This window comes from Paenibacillus sp. sgz302148, from assembly GCF_056120465.1.
In genome coordinates this window covers 294,621-313,807 of record NZ_JBVYOJ010000001.1, presented here as the reverse complement: position 1 = coordinate 313,807, position 19,187 = coordinate 294,621, and the positions used below count along the sequence as shown (strand labels likewise).

Here is a 19,187-nt window from a genome sequence, read left to right as displayed (position 1 = left end):
GATGGTCTTTTGGAGTCTGTAAAATGGTGGGTTGCTTGCGAAGAAAATGAATGCTGCGGTTAACTCAGGAGGGCTTCACATGATTTACATTGCGTTTCTCATTTTTCTTATCACGTTGGTTTTTGTTATTTGGCAGCCGAAGGGATTGAACATCGGCTGGCCGGCTATGGGGGGAGCCATACTTGCTCTTAGTTTTGGTGTAGTAAGCTTCGGTGATGTGAGGGACGTTACGCTGATCGTATGGAATGCGATTTTGGCCTTCGTTGCGATCATTTTTATCTCGCTCATTCTAGACGAGATTGGAGTTTTCGAATGGGCCGCGCTGCATATGGCGCGAATCGCTCGGGGCAACGGCACATTGATGTTCGTTTACGTCATCTTGCTTGGCGCTGCCGTGTCCGCATTTTTCGCGAACGATGGTGCAGCTCTGATTCTAACTCCGATTGTCCTGGCGGTGGTCCGTGCTTTGAAATTCGATGAACGTATGGTACTGCCGTTTATTATGGCCAGCGGTTTTATCGCGGATACTACGTCTCTGCCGCTAGTCGTCAGCAATTTAGTCAACATCGTTTCTGCCGACCACTTCGATATCGGGTTTGTCGAATATGCAAGTCGAATGATCATTCCCGACTTCTTCGCACTAGGAGTCAGTACCCTTGTCCTTTATTTGTTTTTTCGCAAAAGTATTCCGAAGCATTATGACGTGAAACAATTAAAACAGCCTCGCGAAGCAATCAAGGATATCAAGCTGTTCCGCTTATCCTGGGCAGTTTTGGCTCTTCTGCTCGTTGCATATCTGTTAAGCGAATTCATTCACGTTCCGGTTTCTATCGTTGCCGGGGTTGTCGCTATTATATTCATTTTAGCAGCGAGACGAAGTTCCGTTATTCAAACAAAGCAGATCATCAAAGAAGCTCCATGGGCAGTTGTCGTGTTTTCCATCGGTATGTATGTCGTGGTTTACGGTCTAAGAAATGTTGGGCTGACGGATGCTCTAGGTAAGGTCATTCAAGCTGTCGCAGACAACGGACTGTTCGCTGCAACCGTAGGTACCGGATTTATAGCGGCGATCTTATCGTCCATCATGAATAACATGCCGACCGTCATGATTGACGCTTTAGCCATAAAAGGCACTCAGACCGAGGGAATCCTTCGCGAGGCGCTTATCTACGCCAACGTCATCGGTTCGGATTTGGGACCAAAGATCACGCCAATCGGCTCTTTGGCCACTTTGCTATGGCTTCATGTGTTGTCGACGAAAAACGTTAAGATCACCTGGGGGTATTATTTTAAAATCGGTATCCTCCTCACTGTACCAACACTACTCTTTACCCTCATCGGTCTTTATATCTGGCTGTATATTATTCAGACCCTACATGTGAATGTATGGTTATGCATCATCGCAATTATCCTGCTGCTCACGGTGGTCGCAATTGTTATAAAAACTGTACAGGGCAATAATCCTGCCAAAAGAGGACATCAAGGCGCATAAATCATTTTCAATTCGATTCCGCTGCAAACAGCTTCTTAGTGAAAATCGAGGCTAATTCATCGACAGACATCAATCGAATGCCAATCATCGGCAACAGCTGGGACCAAATCGAGGAGCCATTGTTGGATAAAATAACCAACCCCGATTGTTTCTCGCGATTAAACGTAATAAAGGAACTTGATCCGTACGTGCCTCCGTTGTGCCAATGCGTAATGCTGCCATCCTTTTCCTTGAACCTCATCCAGCCGAAACCAACGCCGATTCCTCGGCCTTGCATAATGGCATAATGCTCCTGCAAGCATGTCTCGATCGCGGAATGAATAGGTTGTTCGTCATGGCCGCCAAGAAGCCCCTCTACGTATTGGAGCATATCGTTCATCGTCGAACGGACAGCCCCGGCTCCACCGAGCGTGTCGAGAAAGTCCCAATGCGGTGTCGGTTTCCCTTTATGGTTGAAAACGGGAACAAGATGACCGGACGACTTTCGGCTCGCGCCTGTGCCCAAATCTGCCATTCCAAGAGGGTTAAAAACATGCTCGATCAGCGCTTCATTCAAGCTCTTGCCGAGTCGCCTGGAAAGCAGCCAGCCCAGCAAGCCGAAGCCGTAATTGGAATAGCGGTGCCTCTTCATCTTCTTGGGCTCCTCCGATAGAACCGCTTCGATGAGGCGGGCATCGTCATAATTCGCGTAAGGATTCAAACGGTCGGCGATGGCGGCTTTAAAATTCCCTGGAACATCGGACAAGCCGGACGTGTGCGTAACAAGATCGAGCAGCGTCGTTTGGCCCGCAAAAGCGCTGGAGGACCAATCCGGAACGAAATCCGACAGCCGATCGGAACGGCTCCATAGTTTGTTTTGTTCTCCGGCTGCAAGCAGCAGGCCGACCATCGTTTTCGTAATCGAACCGATCTCGTAAATCAAATTCGTGGAGTCAACTTGATTGGATGGTTCGTCGGTCCATATCGTTCGTTCGGAATTCTGAATCAGGCCTACCGTTACTTGATGGTTTGGGCGAGCGGCCCACTTATGAACGCGTTTTTGCGACATGATTTCTGTAATCAGGTTATCCAAGCAAACTCCCCCTCGTGCAGCATGTGCTTTTATTTTAATATTGATATGATATCATTTATAGTAAATATTAACAACAAAAATCAAGAGTTACATCAAAAAAGCCCACGAAGATGTCCGTGGACTTCCATGTCTGTATTACAGCACTCCCGAATACTCAAGCTCGGAATTGAAAGATATGGTCGATCTGCCGGCTACCGTCTTCAGCACATTTTGAACGATCGTATCGGCCGCACGTCCTGCGGCGAACGTCCCATAAGACTGGGATAGCTTTTGCCTGAGTTCTTCGGAATCGAACAATTCTTTGGCCTGAGCCACGATTTCCTTCACGTTCGCGGATACCAAAGCGGCCTGCTTGCTTTCCAGGTAACGGGCGTTTTCCATTTCCTGTCCCGGGAACGGCTTGAAGATCAAGATCGGTGTGCCGATTTGAATAAGTTCGGACAACGTTATGCCGCCGGCTTTCGTAACGACGCAGGAAGCTTGACGCATCGCTTCGTGGACCGATTCGACATAGCCGAACAACCGGATACGGGGCTCGTATTTGAAACGGCGCCCGAGTTCCCGTCTAAGCTTATCATTTGCCCCGCATATAATGTCCACGTATACGCCCGGTATCTTCAGCATACTTCCGGCCAATTGTTTGATGCCCGGCAAAGTGCCTTGAGCTCCGGCGATAATGAGGATGGAACGCGAGTCTTCGCGCTTGCCTCGACCGGCTTGCGATTCATAGAAAAACTCCCGCACAGGTATGCCGCTGACAATGATTTTACCCGGCTGCACGCCGCGGCGGACCATATCGCGCTTCAAATCGTCGGTCGCTACGTAGAACCGGTCCGAGTCTGTAAGAAGCCAGCGGTTATGCAGGCTGAAATCCGTCACGACCGTAAATTGGGGGATGTCTAGCTCAAGTTTGGACAGCTGTTCGGAGACGCCTCCGAACGGGAACGTGTTCACGATGGCATCCGGCTTCTCTTCTTTCAAGATGCGGACCAGACTTTTCATCCCTGGAAGTTTGAGCCATTTGGCAAGTGGGCTGCTGCGTTCCATATCTTTGGTCATATAATAACTCCAACCATAATAGTTAAACCCGTAAATCGAGAAATTCGAGCTTTGCGCATACAAATACTGCGAGATCAAATTCAGACCGGGGTGAGCTTCCTGATAAAGGTCGATAATCTTGACATCGTCGATGCCATGCTTGCGAAATGATTGCTGAAGAGTTCTGGATACTTGAATGTGTCCATTTCCGTAACCGGCGGTTAGAATCATAATTTTGGGATTGTGCTTCACAACGTTTCACCCGCTTTTTTCTTCATAACATAGATACACACTTAGTAATGTCAGGATCATAATGATTTGATACTAAGGAATGCACTAAACTGAAAATTCAATAGGGCAATGTGCAAGTCAAGTTCAGAATACAATAGAATTGTAATCGGAATATTAGCTTGGAATCGGTTGACACCGTGAATAGCCAAAATTATAATGGTCATAGCAACTATAGTCATGTCAAGCATAGAGGAGGCTGCCCTTGGAATTAGAAAAGTATATCGGGGTTATCGTGCACCGGGCGGATTTGAAGCTGAACAATTATTATCAGAAGGTCGTAAATCCTTTTGATATTACGGTAGACCAATGGGAAATTTTAGTCATTCTTTGGGAAAAGGAGGGGATCACGCAAAAAGACCTTGCGGAAAGGCTGTACAAAGATCAAACGAACATCGCCCGGATGCTGTTCAAGCTTGAAAAGAAGGGCTTCGTTCATCGGGTAACCCATGAGACGGACCGTAGGGCGTTACGTGTCTACTTAACCGCCAAAGGCAGGGAGATCAAAGAGGAAATTCTTGAGCCGTCGATCGAAGCCTATAAGAAGACAGTCGAGGGCTTATCCGAGGAAGAAGTCGAAACGTTCAGAAGAATACTTGCTGTGATGTATAACAACGTAAAGGACCTATAAAATTTCAAGTATTATCGCTTTGTAATTTTTTTTAGGTATATAGATGCTATGGCAACTATATTCAAGACTATTATCTGATCGTGAAAGATCGTAACTAGATAGGGGTGCAGCAATGGAAAAAGGCGAGAGTAAGACTGGAATTTTTGACGCTCGTTATCGAGCGCTAACGATCGGCATCATTTTGGCAGTTACTACGGTGGCGTTCGAGGGCTTGGCGATTACGACCATCGCTCCCGAATTGGCACAGCAATTAAACGGTATTCATCTTTATGGCTGGATATTCAGCGCTTTTCTTTTGTTGCAAATATTGGGGACGATGGTCATCGGCCAGCAAATCGGCAAAATCGGCGTGTATCGTTCGTTTGCCATCGCGATAATTATGTTTGTGGCCGGTATTCTGATTGCGGCAACCTCGGTGAATATGCCGATGTTAATCGCGGGGAGAGCGTTTCAAGGCTTTGGTGCCGGGGCAATCGTAACCTGCGTTTATTACAGCATTACATTAAGTTATCCCGATGCGCTCCGCACGAAAATTTTGGCCGCGTTTTCGAGCGCGTATATTTTGCCTTCATTGATCGGGCCTTATATTGCCGGGTTGCTGGCAGAATACGTATCGTGGAGATTCGTTTTCTGGCTCGTATTGCCATTGATCGCACTCTCCGTATTGCTGACGCTTCCTTCGTTTCGCAAGCTTCAAGCGGCCAATAACACGGTTCATAAAAACAGCCGCAAAGAAGGATACGCCTTGTTGTTGACCGTCGGAACGGGGCTGCTATTGGCCGGATTGGGGTTCATATCCGATTGGAAAGGTGTTCTGCTCTCCCTGATCGGGTTGATCATCATGGCATGGCCTCTGCGAAAGCTGCTCCCCGAAGGGACATTTTCCGTCAGAAGAGGGCTGCCCGCAACGATTGTATCCAGAGGATTATATTTTGCTTGTTATGTTGCTACGGAGAGCTATGTCGTATTGGCTTTTACGGAGGTGAAAGGGATGTCGGCAGACCTGGCCGGATTGATCGTCGCCGGGGGTTCGTTAAGCTGGTCCGCCGCAGCTTGGCTTCAATCCAAACTGGATGAAAGGGATCTTGGCCGCGGCAGAAAAAAACGGGTGATTGCCGGTATCGGTCTAATGATCGTAGGGGTGTCGCTCGTTATCGCCGCGGTAGGGTTCGAGAGCGGCGGAATCGCATTTGCCGTTGTCTCGCAAATCGTGACCGGTTTCGGCATCGGCTTGGCGAATCCGACGACGGGAGCCATTGCGCTTCAGCACGCCGGGCCCGGCGAGGAGGGAGAGGTTTCCGCCTATCTTCAATTCGTCGACGCCTTCAGTCCGGGCGTAAGCATCGGCATCGGCGGAGCTTTGATTGCCATAAGTGAACATCTGAGCCAGGGAATCTTTACAGGGATCATGTTGGCCTTGTTTATTCAATTGCTACTCGTATTATTGAGCTTTATCGCTTCGTTCCGGATTGCGAAGAGACGCGATTGATTTCATCCTTATAACGAAACGGCAGAAATGCCGTTTTTTTGTTTGTCTATATTTTTGACAGCCGCTACCAAAAAGGAGTTACAAAAAGGAAAATGAGGAAATATGTCGAATGTCCAATACATAAGTTTTATGTATACAGAAAAAAATGCCACTTATTCGCAATTCGGACGTATTTCCTTATGGGGCTAGAGGAGGTGTAACAATTGAACGGTCTAAAATACATAAAACTGCTTGGACTTATCATCGGCGTGGTTGTATTGAATGTTCTCGTGCTTTCGCCCGGATTTATAGGGGTTGAAATCGGGGGAAGCGCGTTTTCAACGGCATTCGGGGTCACGCTGCTATTCGCGAGTGCACTTGCAATTGTATACGGAATCTATGCGTGGTTGTTTAAACAGCCCGTTGTTGCGCCTGTCAGGAAAATCACGACTCATGAAGATTTCGTGGCGGCGTTGACTCGTTTCAGCCGCGTTAAAGCGCTGGAAGGCGATGTCCGTCTCGCCCTGGAACAGATGGAACGATTGAGGAAGAAGTCCGATACCTTGCTCCAAGTCCTGAATCAGAAATTCGATCCGACGGAGCTCAGCTTCAAGAAGTTCGCTTCGGTCATTCGGGAGGTAGAGAAGTTATTTTACCTAAACGTCAGGAGCATTTTGAATAGACTGGACGTCTACGACGAATCGGAATTCGAGAGGATTAGAAATCAGAAGCCGACGCGGTTTTCGCCGGAGATTTACCAAGAAAAAATGAACCTGTACAACGAGTTTCTGTCCTTCATGAAAGAATCTTTAGGCACGAACGAGGAAATTTTGATCAAGCTGGATAAGCTGCTGCTCGAAATTTCCCGCCTGGATAGCTTTGATGCCGGTGATTTTGATTCGATGCCTTGCATTCAAGAGATCGACTCGTTAATTAAACAAACCAAATATTATAAACAGTGAGAAGGTGCTAAGTTTGGCAAAGAAGAATAGGGTGTTCCTCGTATTAGGTATCTTGATCTTCGTTTTTGTGCTCGTGTATCTCGGCGTCAACATGACATCGAACTGGGGGAAATCCAAAGCCCAGGTGACGTCGGAGGATGCGGCCAAGCAATTGAACAAGCTATACTCCGATCTGTCGGTCACGGTCGAGACGCCGATCAAAGGCCAGATCGACCTGAACCCGATCGACGTAGGCGAGTCGCTGCCGGATATTTCGAAATATCCGATTACCGTCGAGAATACGACGGACAATTTCGCGGAAATTTTTTCGTCCACGGAAAAGTCGGGCTCCGGCGTTGACGGGTGGTTGACGGAGGTCGCGACCGAGTTCAACAAAGCGAATATCGCCGTCAACGGGAAACCCGCTTCGGTCAAGATTCGCAATATCGCTTCCGGTACGGCGACGGACTATATTAAATCGGGCAAGTACAGACCGGATGCGTTCACGCCATCCAACGAGCTGTGGGGAGAGATGGTGAAGGCGAGCGGCGTGAAAACCCAGCTGATCACGAAACGTCTCGTTGGCAATGTTCCCGGTATTGTCATTTCCAAATCCAAATACGATGCTTTAACAAGCAAATACGGGAAAATCACCGTCAAATCCGTAACCGAAGCGATCGCGAATAACGAGTTCACGATGGGTTATACCGATCCGTTCGCCAGCTCGACAGGCTTAAACTTCCTTGTAACGGCGCTTAATACGTTCGACAGCACCAATATTCTGGGCGATAAAGCCGTGCAAGGATTTGAGAAATTCCAAGCGAACGTGCCGTTTATTGCGTCCACTACAATTCAAATGCGCGAAGCGGCCAAATCGGGGAGCCTTGACGGGTTCGTTCTGGAATATCAAACGTATGTCAACGCGGCGGATTTGAAAGGCGGTTATGTGTTCACTCCTTTTGGCGTAAGGCATGACAGCCCGTTATACGCGGTAGGCGATGTGCCGAAGGCGAAGCTGGACATCATTAAGAAGTTTGCGGAATTCGTCGCGCAGGATAAGTACCAGCAATCGGCGAAGGAAAAAGGCTTCAATCAGCTCGAAGATTACAAGTCGGAGCTTGCCGTCGTGGATGGCAGCGTCCTGACGTCCGCGCAGAAAGTATGGAAAGAGAAGAAAAACGGCGGCAAGCCGATTGCCGCGGTATTCGTCGCCGATGTTTCCGGCAGTATGGCGGGAGAACCTCTGAACCGATTAAAGGAGTCTTTGCTGAAAGGCCAGAAATATTTGGGGAAAGACAATAGCATCGGCCTCGTATCTTATTCGAGCTCCGTGGCCATCAACTTGCCGATCGGTAAATTCAATACGAATCAGCAATCGTTGTTCGTCGGCGCAGTGAACAGTCTTCAAGAGGGTGGCGGCACGGCTACGTTCGATGCCGTTGTCGTGGCGCTGAAGATGCTTCAGGATGAATTGGCCGTCAATCCGAATCAGAAACCGATTATTTTCGTCTTGAGCGACGGCGAGACGAACGAAGGCTATTCGCTTAATAAAATCAGAGGATTAATCGAAAAATTCCAAGTTCCTATCTATACGGTGGGCTATAATGCCAACATCGATGCGCTCAAGGAAATTTCCGGCATCAATGAGGCTGCCAGCATCAATGCGGATACGGACGATGTCGTCTATAAGCTCGGAAACTTGTTTAACGTTCAAATGTAACCGATAACCGAAGGAGGAATACCATGTCATTTACGATGGAAGTAGCAAGTCCGGAAGAAATCAAAGCCGTGATCGAGCAAGAGGTTAAGCCCGTACCCGAGGAGGTCGCCAAGCTTAAGGCGATGGCGGATTCCAATGTCGCCGCGATTATGGAGCTGGACGTCGAGTCGCTGGAGAAGCGCAAAGAGATTTTGCAATCGATCGAAGGTTTCGGCATGAGTACGATGAGATCGTCGTCGGAGAAAAATTCCTTGCTTCAAGTGTCGGTAGGGAATCTATCCAAGACGGGTGATGAGGGCGGCCAAGTGGCCAAAGGGCTCACTGAACTGCACATGCAGCTGAAGGATTTGGATCCGAGCATGGTGGATTTCGCGAAGACCGGATTTTTGGGCAAGCTGTTTAACCCGCTGCGAGCCTACTTCCTCAAGTACCAGAAAGCCGACTCCGTCATCGCGGATATCGTGGTCTCGTTGGACAAAGGCAAGACGACGCTGAAGAACGATAACACGACGCTGGAGATCGAGCAGCAGGCGCTTCGCGATTTGACCAAGAAGCTGCAAAAGGAAATTCAGCTCGGGACGATGATGGATGAATCGATCGCGGCGCAAATTGAAAACGCCAAACTGCAAAATGAAGATCCGGACAAAATTCGCTTCATCACCGAAGAAGTACTGTTCCCGCTGCGTCAGCGGGTGATGGATTTGCAGCAGATGTTGGTCGTCAACCAGCAAGGGATTATGGCCATCGAGGTAGTCATCCGGAACAACAAAGAATTGATCCGCGGGGTGGACCGGGCGAAAAACGTAACGATTTCGGCGCTCAAAATTTCCATAACGGTAGCCAGCGCCCTCTACAATCAGAAGATCGTGCTCAAGAAGATCGAGCTCTTGAACCAAACGACCAACGAATTGATTGCAAGCACGTCCAAAATGCTGAAAAATCAAGGAGCCGAGATCCAGAAGCAGTCGCTTCAAGCGAATATTTCGGTCGATACGCTCAAACAAGCTTTTGCCGACGTGCTGTCCGCGCTGGATTCCATTAGTACTTACAAACAGGAAGCGCTGCCCAAAATGCGCGAAACGATCAATCAGTTCCGGGATTTGGCCGATGAGGGCGAGAAGCAGATCGTTCGATTGGAAAAAGGCCACCATTTAGGGCTGTAAGCCGAACTCATAATAATTAAATTTGTCGAAACCGCGTAGTCCTGCGCGGTTTTTATTTTTTCGCAGAAAGCAGGCCGTTGACTTTTACTGCATTTTACAATATAGTACTGATTAAGTGATTTAGTAAATTAGTAAATTAGTAATTTAATAAACCGAAAGTTCGGAGGGTTTGCCAAAATGAAAATTCCAACGTCATTAAAACATAAGCCTGTTGTCGTATCTGAAAATTATGAGCAGATTGACGGCCGGAAAGCGGGCAATACGGATGCCAAGGGGCTTTCGCTTGGACTTGCGCAGTGGAACGATCGAGGGAAACTGGATATTTCCGCCAAAGTATGGCGTTATACCGGGGAGAAATGGTCCCGCCAATCGGAAGAGCTGCCGATGCACCGCGTGCTTGACCTTGCTATCTTGATTTGCAGAAGCAGCTTGTATTTTCAGGATGCCTATCGTTTTCCGAAGCTGTATGACCCCGAGAACGCCATGATCGACCGTATCGGGCTGCAGGGGGATGCGATGAGCGTCTCCGTATGTACGGATAATCCGATGATTGATGACGATATTAAGCTGTTCTCCCAAGCGCTGAGCGATGACGGCGAAATGATCGGAGAGCGGCTGCGGGTGTTGTCCCGGCTGTTAGAAGAAATGGGATATTGATCGTTAGGAGGAGAAGAAAGTGTATATTCGGGATGAATTTTATGTGTCCCCCGCAAGACAACTGACGGATGCAGAACAAGGCCTCGTCTGGGAAAAACCGTTATCCCATAAGGTTAGCGAAGAAGAACGGCGCATATGTCATGAAATCAAGCGTAACTGGAACCGCGGGGAAATGAAAATCGCCAACATCCTGCTGGAGGGCGACGCCGGTTCGGGCAAAACACAGCTTGCCAAAGCATTGTCGGCTAATTTGGGGTTGCCTTATACGAAAGTGACCTGCTTTGCCGATATGGATAAATCGGACGTTATCGGCGCAATACTGCCGGTCATTTCTTCGGAAAGACTGGAGAAGATGGAGTCCGAGGACCAGAACATGCTGAAAGCATTATACGACAGTGACGGATTTCGAAGCGCATCGGAAATATTGATGGACGCATTCGGCCTTACGCAGGAGCAGGCCGCCTCCAAGATGAAGCAGCTGCTGAAGCAAGTTGCGGATAATAACGAGAACGAAGCGGTCGAATACCGATTTTATCCGTCCGAAATCGTTAGAGCCTATCGACAAGGTTATCTGCTCGAAATTCAAGAGCCAACCGTGATCCGGGATGCCGCGGTATTAATGGCACTGAACTCGGCGTTGGAGCTGGACGGCAGCATCAATCTGCCCACGGAAATCATACGAAGACACCCGGACTTCGTCGCGGTTATTACGACAAACCGCAGCTATGCGGGGTCCAGACCGCTGAACGAAGCGCTGCGGGACAGGGTTCAGCACACGGAGAAGATGGACCTGCCGACCAAAGAGGTCATGATCGAACGAGCGGTTGCCAAAACCGGTTATTCGGATCAACAGGTGCTGGATATTTTGGCCGATGTCATTATCGTTCTGGACCAAACGGCCCGGGCTAACGCCATCAAAGGCGTAGCGGGCATGCGATCTTTTTTCTATTGGACCGATGCGGTTGCCGGAGGTGCTTCCGCGCGGGAATCCCTTTATCATAAAGTGATCTACAAAATAACGACGGATTCCGATGAAATCGGAATATTGGAAGAAGCGTTGCGCAGCCGCGGTTTATTGACGGCTCTGGATGGAATTGAGCAGCTTGAGGCAAAAAAAAAAGACCGTCTGACGCCATAGAGCTAACGACAAGCGGACAGATCGACGATCGCGGATTCGAGCACGACAACAAGGCCGCGGAAGAAGGGATTGCCTTACAAAAATCTGCGGACAGCGACGATAGTTCTTCCCATGTTTCCGATGCCACGGAAATGAAAAGTTCGAATCGCTTCGAGGATGGAACTCCCCAATATCATCAGTCTCGTCCCGAACCTGTGCCTGAGGATGCGAAGCAGCGGGAGCGGGAATTCCGCAAAAAGCTGAATCATGATGCCAGGAAGGTTGTATCGGACTCCGTTCATAAGGGAGTTAAACTCATTGTTCACCGTCCGGATTACACGACGGCAAACGGGCAGGAATATGTCGGCCTTAGCAAGGAGCTTATGCCGGTCGTACGGGAAATTGCCAGAAAGACGCTTCCGCTGTTGGAGCATGAGGTTTCATCCGAATTTGCGAGGAATCATGTTTACGGCAGCAAGTTTCAAGCGGATAGCGTTGCCTACCGGGATTTCAAATATTTTGCCAAAAAACGCCCTCCGTCCGAATCGCCTTCCCTCGTAGTTGGCGTAAGAGTTGACGAATCGGCGTCAATGTCGGCTTTCGGGAGATTGGAAGCCGCGAAACGCGCGGTCATCGCCGTTTATGAATTTTGTCAAATGTGCGGCATTCCGGTCCTGATTTACGGGGATACCGCAGATGTTTCCAAATTGGAGCAAATGTCAATTTATGCCTATGCAGATTACCAGAAAGTAGATTCCAATGACCGATATCGGCTGATGGGGATTCGCGGCAGAAGCAACAACCGCGACGGGATGGCACTGCGCATAATTGCCGATCGATTAACGGCTGCGCCGCAGATGACCAAGCTGTTGATCAGCATAAGCGACGGGCAACCGAAAGCAATGGACAACTATACCGGAAGTTATGCAGCCCGGGACATGCAGACGACGATCGCCGAATATGAACGGAAAGGAATCGTATTTTTAGCGGCCGCCATCGGCCAAGACAAGGATGTCATCGGTCAAATTTATGGGAGCGAGAGGTTTCTCGATATTACGGATCTGAACGAGCTCCCTGCCAAGCTGGTGCGGATTATCGCCCGGTATTTGTAAGATGTTCCGCATCGGACCGGGATTCGTTCATGTTCTTAATCTGTGCTCGGCAAATGAACGGATCCGCGTACGAGCGGAACAATGATCAATAATCCGGCGACAAAGCTGAATCCGGCCAGCGTATATACAGACGTGAGCGATATTGAGTTTTTAAATACGCCGGCAAGACTCGTCATAAGCAGCATGGAGCCGGTCATGAGCGGGGTACGTATTCCGGTAACTCGGCCGACATAAGCTTGTTCCGTGCGCTGCATGACTAAAGTGGTGTTTCCGACGAAGATGGCGGGCTGAAACAACGCAATGAAGAATTGCGCGGCCATCGTAAGCCACAGTGCAGACGACCATCCGATGATGAGGATGCCGATGCCGTCCGCGAGCAAGCCAATCATGAGCAATCGTAGCGGGGGAATCTTCGCGGCGAGCATAAACGCTGCGATTCCTCCGATGATCTCGCCTGCGCCGTAAGGTACAGTGATCCATGGCAAATCTTGTGCAGACAACCCCAAGCGCTCCGTAATCACGAAAATGCTTAACGGAGATATCAGACCCACGCCCAATCCCACCAGCATGAAGCATAGATTCAACCACAGAAGCTCTCGATTGAGCATGACATAACGAATGCCATCTGCCATCTCTCGCAGCAACTTAACCCGATCCTCTGCATGAAGCTCCGCTCGGCTTGGATCGGCAGGCAGGAACAGCATCGCGACAGCGGATAGCATGAACGATATGCCGGTCAACAGCATCGCAAATTCAATGCCCAACTGCTGATACGCAATCGTTCCGAAGATGGGTCCGACAATCATAAATAGGGCGGAGAGAGTTTGCAGGATGGACATGCAAATTTGCACATGATCATCGTGAACGTGGATTTTAAACAGCTTCATGCCAGAAGGCTGGGCGAACTGCGACAAGATGGAAGAACAGAAGGTGGCGAAAAAGGCGGCCTGCCATGATCCGGATTCAAGCGCAGCAAAAACGATAAAGACCGATATCGCGCTTAACCATTCACACCAAACGATCGTGCGTTTCGGGCGCCATCGGTCTGCGAACACGCCGCCGACAAATGAAAAGATAAAGATCGGCGCATACTCGGCAACGGAAATGAGAGATACGGCAAATGCGTCACCTTGCGTCATGTCCATAACATACATAAGAACGGCGAGATTGCGGATCCAAATTCCGAATTGAGAAAACAAATTGGAAATTATAATGGCGCGGATAAAGCGGTTTTGAAAAACTTGAAGGGAACTGACCATACGAACGGACTCCTCTCTAATGTCATTTCGGACTTAGCATAAGACCTCCTCTTAGGTAACGGTCAAACGTTATTTTTAGCCCGAATTGTCTTGACACTCCTCTTAGGGAAGACTTTAGACTATAGAGAGAAGGAGGGGACAGCATGCTATATACGGTCAAAGAGGTATCGTCATTATCCAAGGTTACAATCAAGACGCTTCATCATTACCACAAGATTGGTCTTCTTGTGCCCTACGAAATTAGCGAAGCGGGCTATCGATTGTATGGAACAAAAGAACTTGAACGTTTGCAGCAGATATTGTTCTACAAGGAAATGGATTTCCCGCTTCCGGAAATCAAGAAACTGATGGATGGCGTGCCGGATCGGAGAGCTCTTCTATTCGAGCAAGAGAAGCAGTTGCTGGCTCGCAAAGAGAGGCTTGAGAACATCATCCGAACATTGCAAAAATCGATCGCGTCTATGGAGAACAATGAATCGATGGATCCGCAGGACATGTTTGCGGGGTTTGAAGGCGCGGAAGAGTGGATAGAGGCTCTTGAGGAGCAAAATGATTATTTGAAAAAAACCTACGATGTCGATATCATCGGCGATAACCCCATCGATGTGATGGCGATGAACGAACAGGCGAAAGAAGCCATGCTATTCATGAAAGAGATAGCGGAAGCCTTGAGGAAAGGTTTGAAGCAAAATGACGCGCATGTCCGCCAATTGATTCGCAGTCATCTGGATTTCTTGAATGAACACGGACATCAAACGTCAGCAGCCGATTTTGCCTCGCAAGCACGTTTTTTCCTGCAAGATGAATTTCATTTGCGCATGCTGGAAGACCAACAGACAGGTCTTGCTTATTATTTGTCCGCGGCGGCCGAGTCGTTCGCAGCCGATCATCCGTAATATGAACAGTAAAGCTCCGCCATCAAGCGGAGCTTTTGTCATTTGAACAACGAAACGGACGACTCGACGACTTGATCCAATACTTTCTGTAATTGTTCCTTCGTCTCCGCCTCCGGAATGCCGCGCTCCATAAGCTCTTGCTGCACCTGATCCAAATAATTCATGCCCTGGGATACGGAGCCCCAGAATTGCATGGCCATCAGACCGGCGTCGCCTTGCTGGATCGCGCCTTGGCGCATCCCGTTTTCGATTGCTTCAGTCATTGGAAGCATGAAATTTTTGACCCAGGCGAACGGCGATATTTCATCCGGCGTGTACAAATGATGCAGATCCAGGCTGATCCGCGCATAAAAACGCGAAAGTGCAGGGTTATCCATGACACGTTCGCAAACGATCAAGGCGTAACCTTTGAACAGATCATAGATTGGCCCCTCATTTTCGAAATAAGCCTTTGTAAAGCTTCTGGATTGTTCCATCATGTATTCGTAAAGCTCGCGAAATAACGTTTTCTTATTTTTGAAATAGTAATAAACGAGTCCATGAGCCAGCCCTGCCCGGTCTGCGATATCGCTCATCTCGGATGCGGCGTAGCCTTTTTCCACATAAACTTGAATAGCCGCCTGCAAAATTTCCTGTTTCCGCTGTTTGCGAATTTCTTCGTTTTGTTCTTTCGTTCGAGGAGACAATGCATGATTCCCCTTTTTTATTTGATTTGGATGTCAATCGATAATTATAACGATAATGAATCCGTCGCACAACTAATATTGGAAAGAACCTCTATCTTCGAGGCAGCCTTTTCATGAAATTATGAACCAATAAAGGGAGAGAAATCAGAATCGGAGGATCATCCAGTCGCGGAGCATACAGCTTGACCTGCTGATAAGGGACGGGAGATGCGGATCCGACTACGATCGGTTCTTTCGATCGGGTGCGCAAGGTGGAGTGAGGAAGCAGAATATCCATGGGCTGTGTTCCCCACGAAACGGAAGTCGCCATGAGATAATAAATACCTGGCTTGACGTTCGTGAAGCAAAAATCACCCAAAGAAGTCAAGATCGTTCCGTATAAAGGAAGTCCTTCGGGAATCGGTTTGGCAAACAGGCCGATCAGAACAAAGCCTTGGAAAGGAATCTCCGAGCGGACGGTTCCTTCAATTCTGGCATGCGGATTGGAGGCGAGCCGCGATGGTTGCAGTTCGGTAAGCTTTTGCAATGAGGATATATGACTTTCTGCTTTGAATGCGGAATTACGAAAGGCGAGCGGCGTTACGCCTACTTTTTCGGTGAATCGAGTAGTGAAGGTGCCGAGACTTTGCTGTCCGATTTCCAGCCCAATGTCACGAATGCTCCAATTGGTGTGGAGCAGCAGCTCTTTGGCCTTCTGCAAGCGCAACGAAGAAACATAATAAAGAGGAGAAAGGCCGATCCTTTCTTTAAAGATGCGCGAAAAATGATACGTACTATAAGCGACATGACCGGCTAGCCGGGAAAGCGGGAGCGGTTCATCGATATGCCTATGAATATATGCGATTACTTCATCAATTTCGGACACTCGGCCTGTCATCTTCCCAGCACTTCCTCTCGAACATGATCTTAGATTCAAATATACTGAGACTATTATAACAGGACAATGAAATAAACAATCCATAATGTGTTAAAATATTGGAGAATGATCACTTGTGATATACTGTTTATGAAGTAAACAATTTCTCATAGAGATGATCGTGACGGGGGAGACCATGTAATGCAGAACAATGAACATCTTGATGATGAAGCATTCATTCATTTGCCGAATGGGGCGAAGCTCAGTTGGGGATTGGCCAAACAACCGACACGAGGGCCGAAGGGCGAGCTCAGCATCTCCAAGATCGTTGATGCCGCCATCGCGATTGCCGACAAGGAAGGGCTTGCCGCTGTTTCGATGAATCGGGTTGCTTCCTCGTTAGGTTTTACGACGATGTCCCTTTACCGGTATATTTCCAGCAAGGACGACCTGCTGTTCCTGATGCAGGACGCCATAAGCGCGGTTCCGATTCCTCCGGAAAGACCCGGTGCGGATTGGAGAGAGAGCATGCGGGAATATGTTCGGGTTTGCGCTCAAGTTTTTTGCGATCATCCTTGGTTTGGCGACATACCGGTCTCCGGCATTCCCATTGCGCCGAATAATCTGCAAATTGTCGATTGGGTACTTCGGTCCATGCGCGATTTTCAACTGAACGATTTTGAGAAAATGTCGGTATTGCTGCTGTTAAGCAGTTATTCCCGGTCGGTTGGCATCATTCGACGGGATTTCCACCGGGCCATTCTAGCAGGAACAAGCCCGAACTCCATCAACGGTCTCAACTATAGCGCGGCATTGAAGAAGTTGGTCAAGCCGGATCGTTATCCGGACCTATATCCGTTTGTCATTTCCGGTGTCTATACGGGCGAAAAAGAGGACGAAAATCCGGTCGGGGACGATTTCGATTTTGGCTTGGAGCGGATTCTTGACGGGATCGAGCATTACTTATCCACGAAATTGTCTGGCAAGCCGGATGCCGAATGAATACTGAGTTGCGCAAATAATAAAAGAACAGCGATTCGATGGAAATCGAGTCGCTGTTCTTTTTTGATGAAAGGGAAGTTTTAACGGCGCCCCGCTTTGCGGCGAAAAGCCCATACGCTCCATGCGAGGGATAGGAGCAGGATCGCGGTACACCAGCCGATGGCCCAGCCTGCGCTGTCATGCAGCGGGGTTCCGGTAAGGAGTCCGCGAATCGTTTCGATGACCGGCGTGATCGGCTGGTGATTTGCAACGCCCTGCAGCCAGGTTGGCATTGTGGCGGTCGGGACGAATGCGCTGGACAGGTAGGGAAGGAACAGCAGAATAAATCCGTATCCTGACGCCGCCGACGGGCTGGCCGTAACCAATCCGATGGCTGCGAACAGCCAAGTGAACGTAAGAATGAACAGGATGATGACTCCTAATGCCCCAAGCCATTCCAAGATTCCGGCGGAAGACCGGAAGCCTACGAGCAAGGCGACGCCAAAAACAACGGCTGTTGCAAGCAGATTGCGTGCGAGGCTGGCGACAACATGCCCGGTAACAACGCTAAGGCTTCGGATCGGCATCGTTCGAAACCGGTCAATGATGCCGTTTGTCATGTCTTGAGCTACGTCAACCGCGGTGCTGGACGAACCGAAGCCGGCACATAGCAGAATGATTCCCGGCACGACATAGTCCACGTAATTGCCGCTCGGATCGATTGCGCCGCCGAATACATAGGTAAACAACAGCATCAGCATGACGGGCAGCATGATCGCCATCATCAACGATTCGATATTTCGTATGCTATGACGTAGACTTCGTCCGATAAAGACGGCGTTCGTGACGACAACGGAAGCCGATTTGCCTGGAAGCGGGGTTGTCATGAGATGGATTCCTCCAATTCTTTGGACGTAAGCGCGAGAAAGACATCGTCCATGCTAGGTTTACGGATGCTCACCCGTGTATCCGGCGGAACTTGAAGGGCGAGCTCATTCAGCGTATGGCGGATGTCGGCGATGCTGCCAGTAGTGGGTACGGTTCGGATCAGCTCTTCATGCGCGTTGTGCAGTTCAATGACTTCGCCGCCCAGGCGGGATTTCAACTCCGCGGCCGTTCCTGTCGCTACGACACGCCCGCCGTCAATGACCGCGATCAGGTCGGCTAACTGATCCGCCTCTTCCAAGTACTGTGTCGTGAGAAAGACCGTAATTCCCTGCTCCCGCAACCGAAGGATGCTGTCCCACAATGTGCGGCGGCTTATCGTATCAAGCCCCGTGGTAGGCTCGTCGAGGAACAGCACCGGCCTTCCGACGACAAGACTGATCGCAAGATCGAGCCGACGGCGCATGCCGCCCGAATACGTTCTGACCCGTTTCTTGGCCGCCGCCGCAAGGTCGAAATGCTCCAGCAGCGCGTTCGTCCGATCAGCCGAATCGGCAGCCGTCAAACCGGAAAGCCTGCACATCATTCGCAGATTTTCTTCGCCGGTCAGCACTTCGTCGACTGCGGCGAATTGTCCGGTCAGACTAATCGATTGCTTGACCTTGTTCTTCTCGGCAACGACATCATGCCCCGCAACTCGAACGGATCCTTCGTCGGGATTCACCAGCGTCGATAAAATGTGGATCAGTGTCGTCTTCCCGGCGCCGTTTGGGCCAAGCAGGGCGAAGACGGTGCCTGCCGGCACGGCGAGATTGATCCCGTCCAGCACCGTATGGCCGCCGAACTTTTTGCGCAGTCCTTTGACTTCAACAGCAAACTGATTCATCGTAGTTCTCCTTTTCAAAATATTAACAGTGTATTTAAT

The 19,187-nt window shown here is 49.4% G+C and carries 18 protein-coding genes; 11 read left to right on the top strand and 7 right to left on the bottom strand.

Annotation, left to right across the window (positions count from 1 at the left end):
- The first annotated feature begins 79 nt into the window (after nt 1-79).
- A complete protein-coding gene (locus tag AC0LWM_RS01530; protein WP_474673137.1) occupies nt 80-1,492 on the top strand; it encodes an arsenic transporter in 1,413 nt (470 codons plus the stop codon).
- Between the two features lie 7 nt (nt 1,493-1,499).
- Here the strand turns inward: AC0LWM_RS01530 and AC0LWM_RS01525 are convergent, their stop codons facing one another.
- Together AC0LWM_RS01525 and AC0LWM_RS01520 are read right to left on the bottom strand one after the other, a co-directional pair.
- Nucleotides 1,500-2,564: a serine hydrolase domain-containing protein gene (locus tag AC0LWM_RS01525; RefSeq protein WP_474673136.1), complete on the bottom strand. Its 1,065-nt coding sequence runs from the start codon at nt 2,562-2,564 to the stop codon at nt 1,500-1,502.
- A gap of 135 nt (nt 2,565-2,699) precedes the next feature.
- Entirely contained in the window at nt 2,700-3,854 is a 1,155-nt protein-coding gene (locus AC0LWM_RS01520; protein WP_474673135.1) for an MGDG synthase family glycosyltransferase, read from the bottom strand.
- 241 nt (nt 3,855-4,095) lie between these two features.
- On the opposite strand from AC0LWM_RS01520, the gene AC0LWM_RS01515 reads away from it, so the two are divergent.
- From AC0LWM_RS01515 to AC0LWM_RS01480, 8 genes are all read left to right on the top strand, one after another.
- Nucleotides 4,096-4,521: a MarR family winged helix-turn-helix transcriptional regulator gene (locus tag AC0LWM_RS01515; protein WP_474673134.1), complete on the top strand. Its 426-nt coding sequence runs from the start codon at nt 4,096-4,098 to the stop codon at nt 4,519-4,521.
- 112 nt (nt 4,522-4,633) lie between these two features.
- Complete coding sequence (locus tag AC0LWM_RS01510) at nt 4,634-6,010, top strand: MFS transporter (protein WP_474673133.1); 1,377 nt, start codon at nt 4,634-4,636, stop codon at nt 6,008-6,010.
- Nucleotides 6,011-6,213: 203 nt separating this feature from the next.
- Nucleotides 6,214-6,951, top strand: a complete 738-nt coding sequence (locus tag AC0LWM_RS01505; protein WP_474673132.1) for a hypothetical protein — start codon at nt 6,214-6,216, stop codon at nt 6,949-6,951.
- 13 nt (nt 6,952-6,964) lie between these two features.
- Nucleotides 6,965-8,650, top strand: a complete 1,686-nt coding sequence (locus AC0LWM_RS01500; protein WP_474673131.1) for a vWA domain-containing protein — start codon at nt 6,965-6,967, stop codon at nt 8,648-8,650.
- A 23-nt stretch (nt 8,651-8,673) separates the two neighbouring features.
- Nucleotides 8,674-9,813 (top strand): toxic anion resistance protein, encoded by a 1,140-nt coding sequence (locus AC0LWM_RS01495; protein WP_474673130.1) that lies wholly within the window; start codon nt 8,674-8,676, stop codon nt 9,811-9,813.
- 177 nt (nt 9,814-9,990) lie between these two features.
- A complete protein-coding gene (locus tag AC0LWM_RS01490; protein WP_474673129.1) occupies nt 9,991-10,470 on the top strand; it encodes a DUF6530 family protein in 480 nt (159 codons plus the stop codon).
- Between the two features lie 19 nt (nt 10,471-10,489).
- Nucleotides 10,490-11,608 (top strand): AAA family ATPase, encoded by a 1,119-nt coding sequence (locus AC0LWM_RS01485; RefSeq protein WP_474673128.1) that lies wholly within the window; start codon nt 10,490-10,492, stop codon nt 11,606-11,608.
- A 131-nt stretch (nt 11,609-11,739) separates the two neighbouring features.
- The gene (locus AC0LWM_RS01480; protein WP_474673127.1) at nt 11,740-12,699 is read left to right on the top strand and encodes a vWA domain-containing protein; all 960 of its coding nucleotides are present in this window, start codon (nt 11,740-11,742) and stop codon (nt 12,697-12,699) included.
- Nucleotides 12,700-12,734: 35 nt separating this feature from the next.
- Here the strand turns inward: AC0LWM_RS01480 and AC0LWM_RS01475 are convergent, their stop codons facing one another.
- Nucleotides 12,735-13,958 (bottom strand): MFS transporter, encoded by a 1,224-nt coding sequence (locus tag AC0LWM_RS01475; protein WP_474673126.1) that lies wholly within the window; start codon nt 13,956-13,958, stop codon nt 12,735-12,737.
- Nucleotides 13,959-14,101: 143 nt separating this feature from the next.
- Here AC0LWM_RS01475 and AC0LWM_RS01470 point away from each other — a divergent pair, with 143 nt between their 5' ends.
- Entirely contained in the window at nt 14,102-14,854 is a 753-nt protein-coding gene (locus AC0LWM_RS01470) for a MerR family transcriptional regulator (RefSeq protein ID WP_474673125.1), read from the top strand.
- A 38-nt stretch (nt 14,855-14,892) separates the two neighbouring features.
- Here the strand turns inward: AC0LWM_RS01470 and AC0LWM_RS01465 are convergent, their stop codons facing one another.
- A complete protein-coding gene (locus tag AC0LWM_RS01465) occupies nt 14,893-15,540 on the bottom strand; it encodes a TetR/AcrR family transcriptional regulator (RefSeq protein WP_474673124.1) in 648 nt (215 codons plus the stop codon).
- Nucleotides 15,541-15,631: 91 nt separating this feature from the next.
- Nucleotides 15,632-16,417, bottom strand: coding sequence for an AraC family transcriptional regulator (locus tag AC0LWM_RS01460; RefSeq protein WP_474673123.1), 786 nt, complete (start codon nt 16,415-16,417; stop codon nt 15,632-15,634).
- Nucleotides 16,418-16,597: 180 nt separating this feature from the next.
- Between AC0LWM_RS01460 and AC0LWM_RS01455 the strand changes: the two genes are divergently transcribed.
- Complete coding sequence (locus AC0LWM_RS01455) at nt 16,598-17,398, top strand: TetR/AcrR family transcriptional regulator (protein WP_474673122.1); 801 nt, start codon at nt 16,598-16,600, stop codon at nt 17,396-17,398.
- 80 nt (nt 17,399-17,478) lie between these two features.
- Here AC0LWM_RS01455 and AC0LWM_RS01450 read toward each other — a convergent pair whose 3' ends face one another.
- Both AC0LWM_RS01450 and AC0LWM_RS01445 read right to left on the bottom strand, forming a co-directional pair.
- Nucleotides 17,479-18,264 (bottom strand): ABC transporter permease, encoded by a 786-nt coding sequence (locus AC0LWM_RS01450; RefSeq protein WP_474673121.1) that lies wholly within the window; start codon nt 18,262-18,264, stop codon nt 17,479-17,481.
- Nucleotides 18,261-19,148, bottom strand: a complete 888-nt coding sequence (locus AC0LWM_RS01445; RefSeq protein ID WP_474673120.1) for an ATP-binding cassette domain-containing protein — start codon at nt 19,146-19,148, stop codon at nt 18,261-18,263. The genes AC0LWM_RS01450 and AC0LWM_RS01445 overlap by 4 nt, the downstream gene beginning before the upstream one ends.
- Nucleotides 19,149-19,187 lie beyond the last annotated feature (39 nt).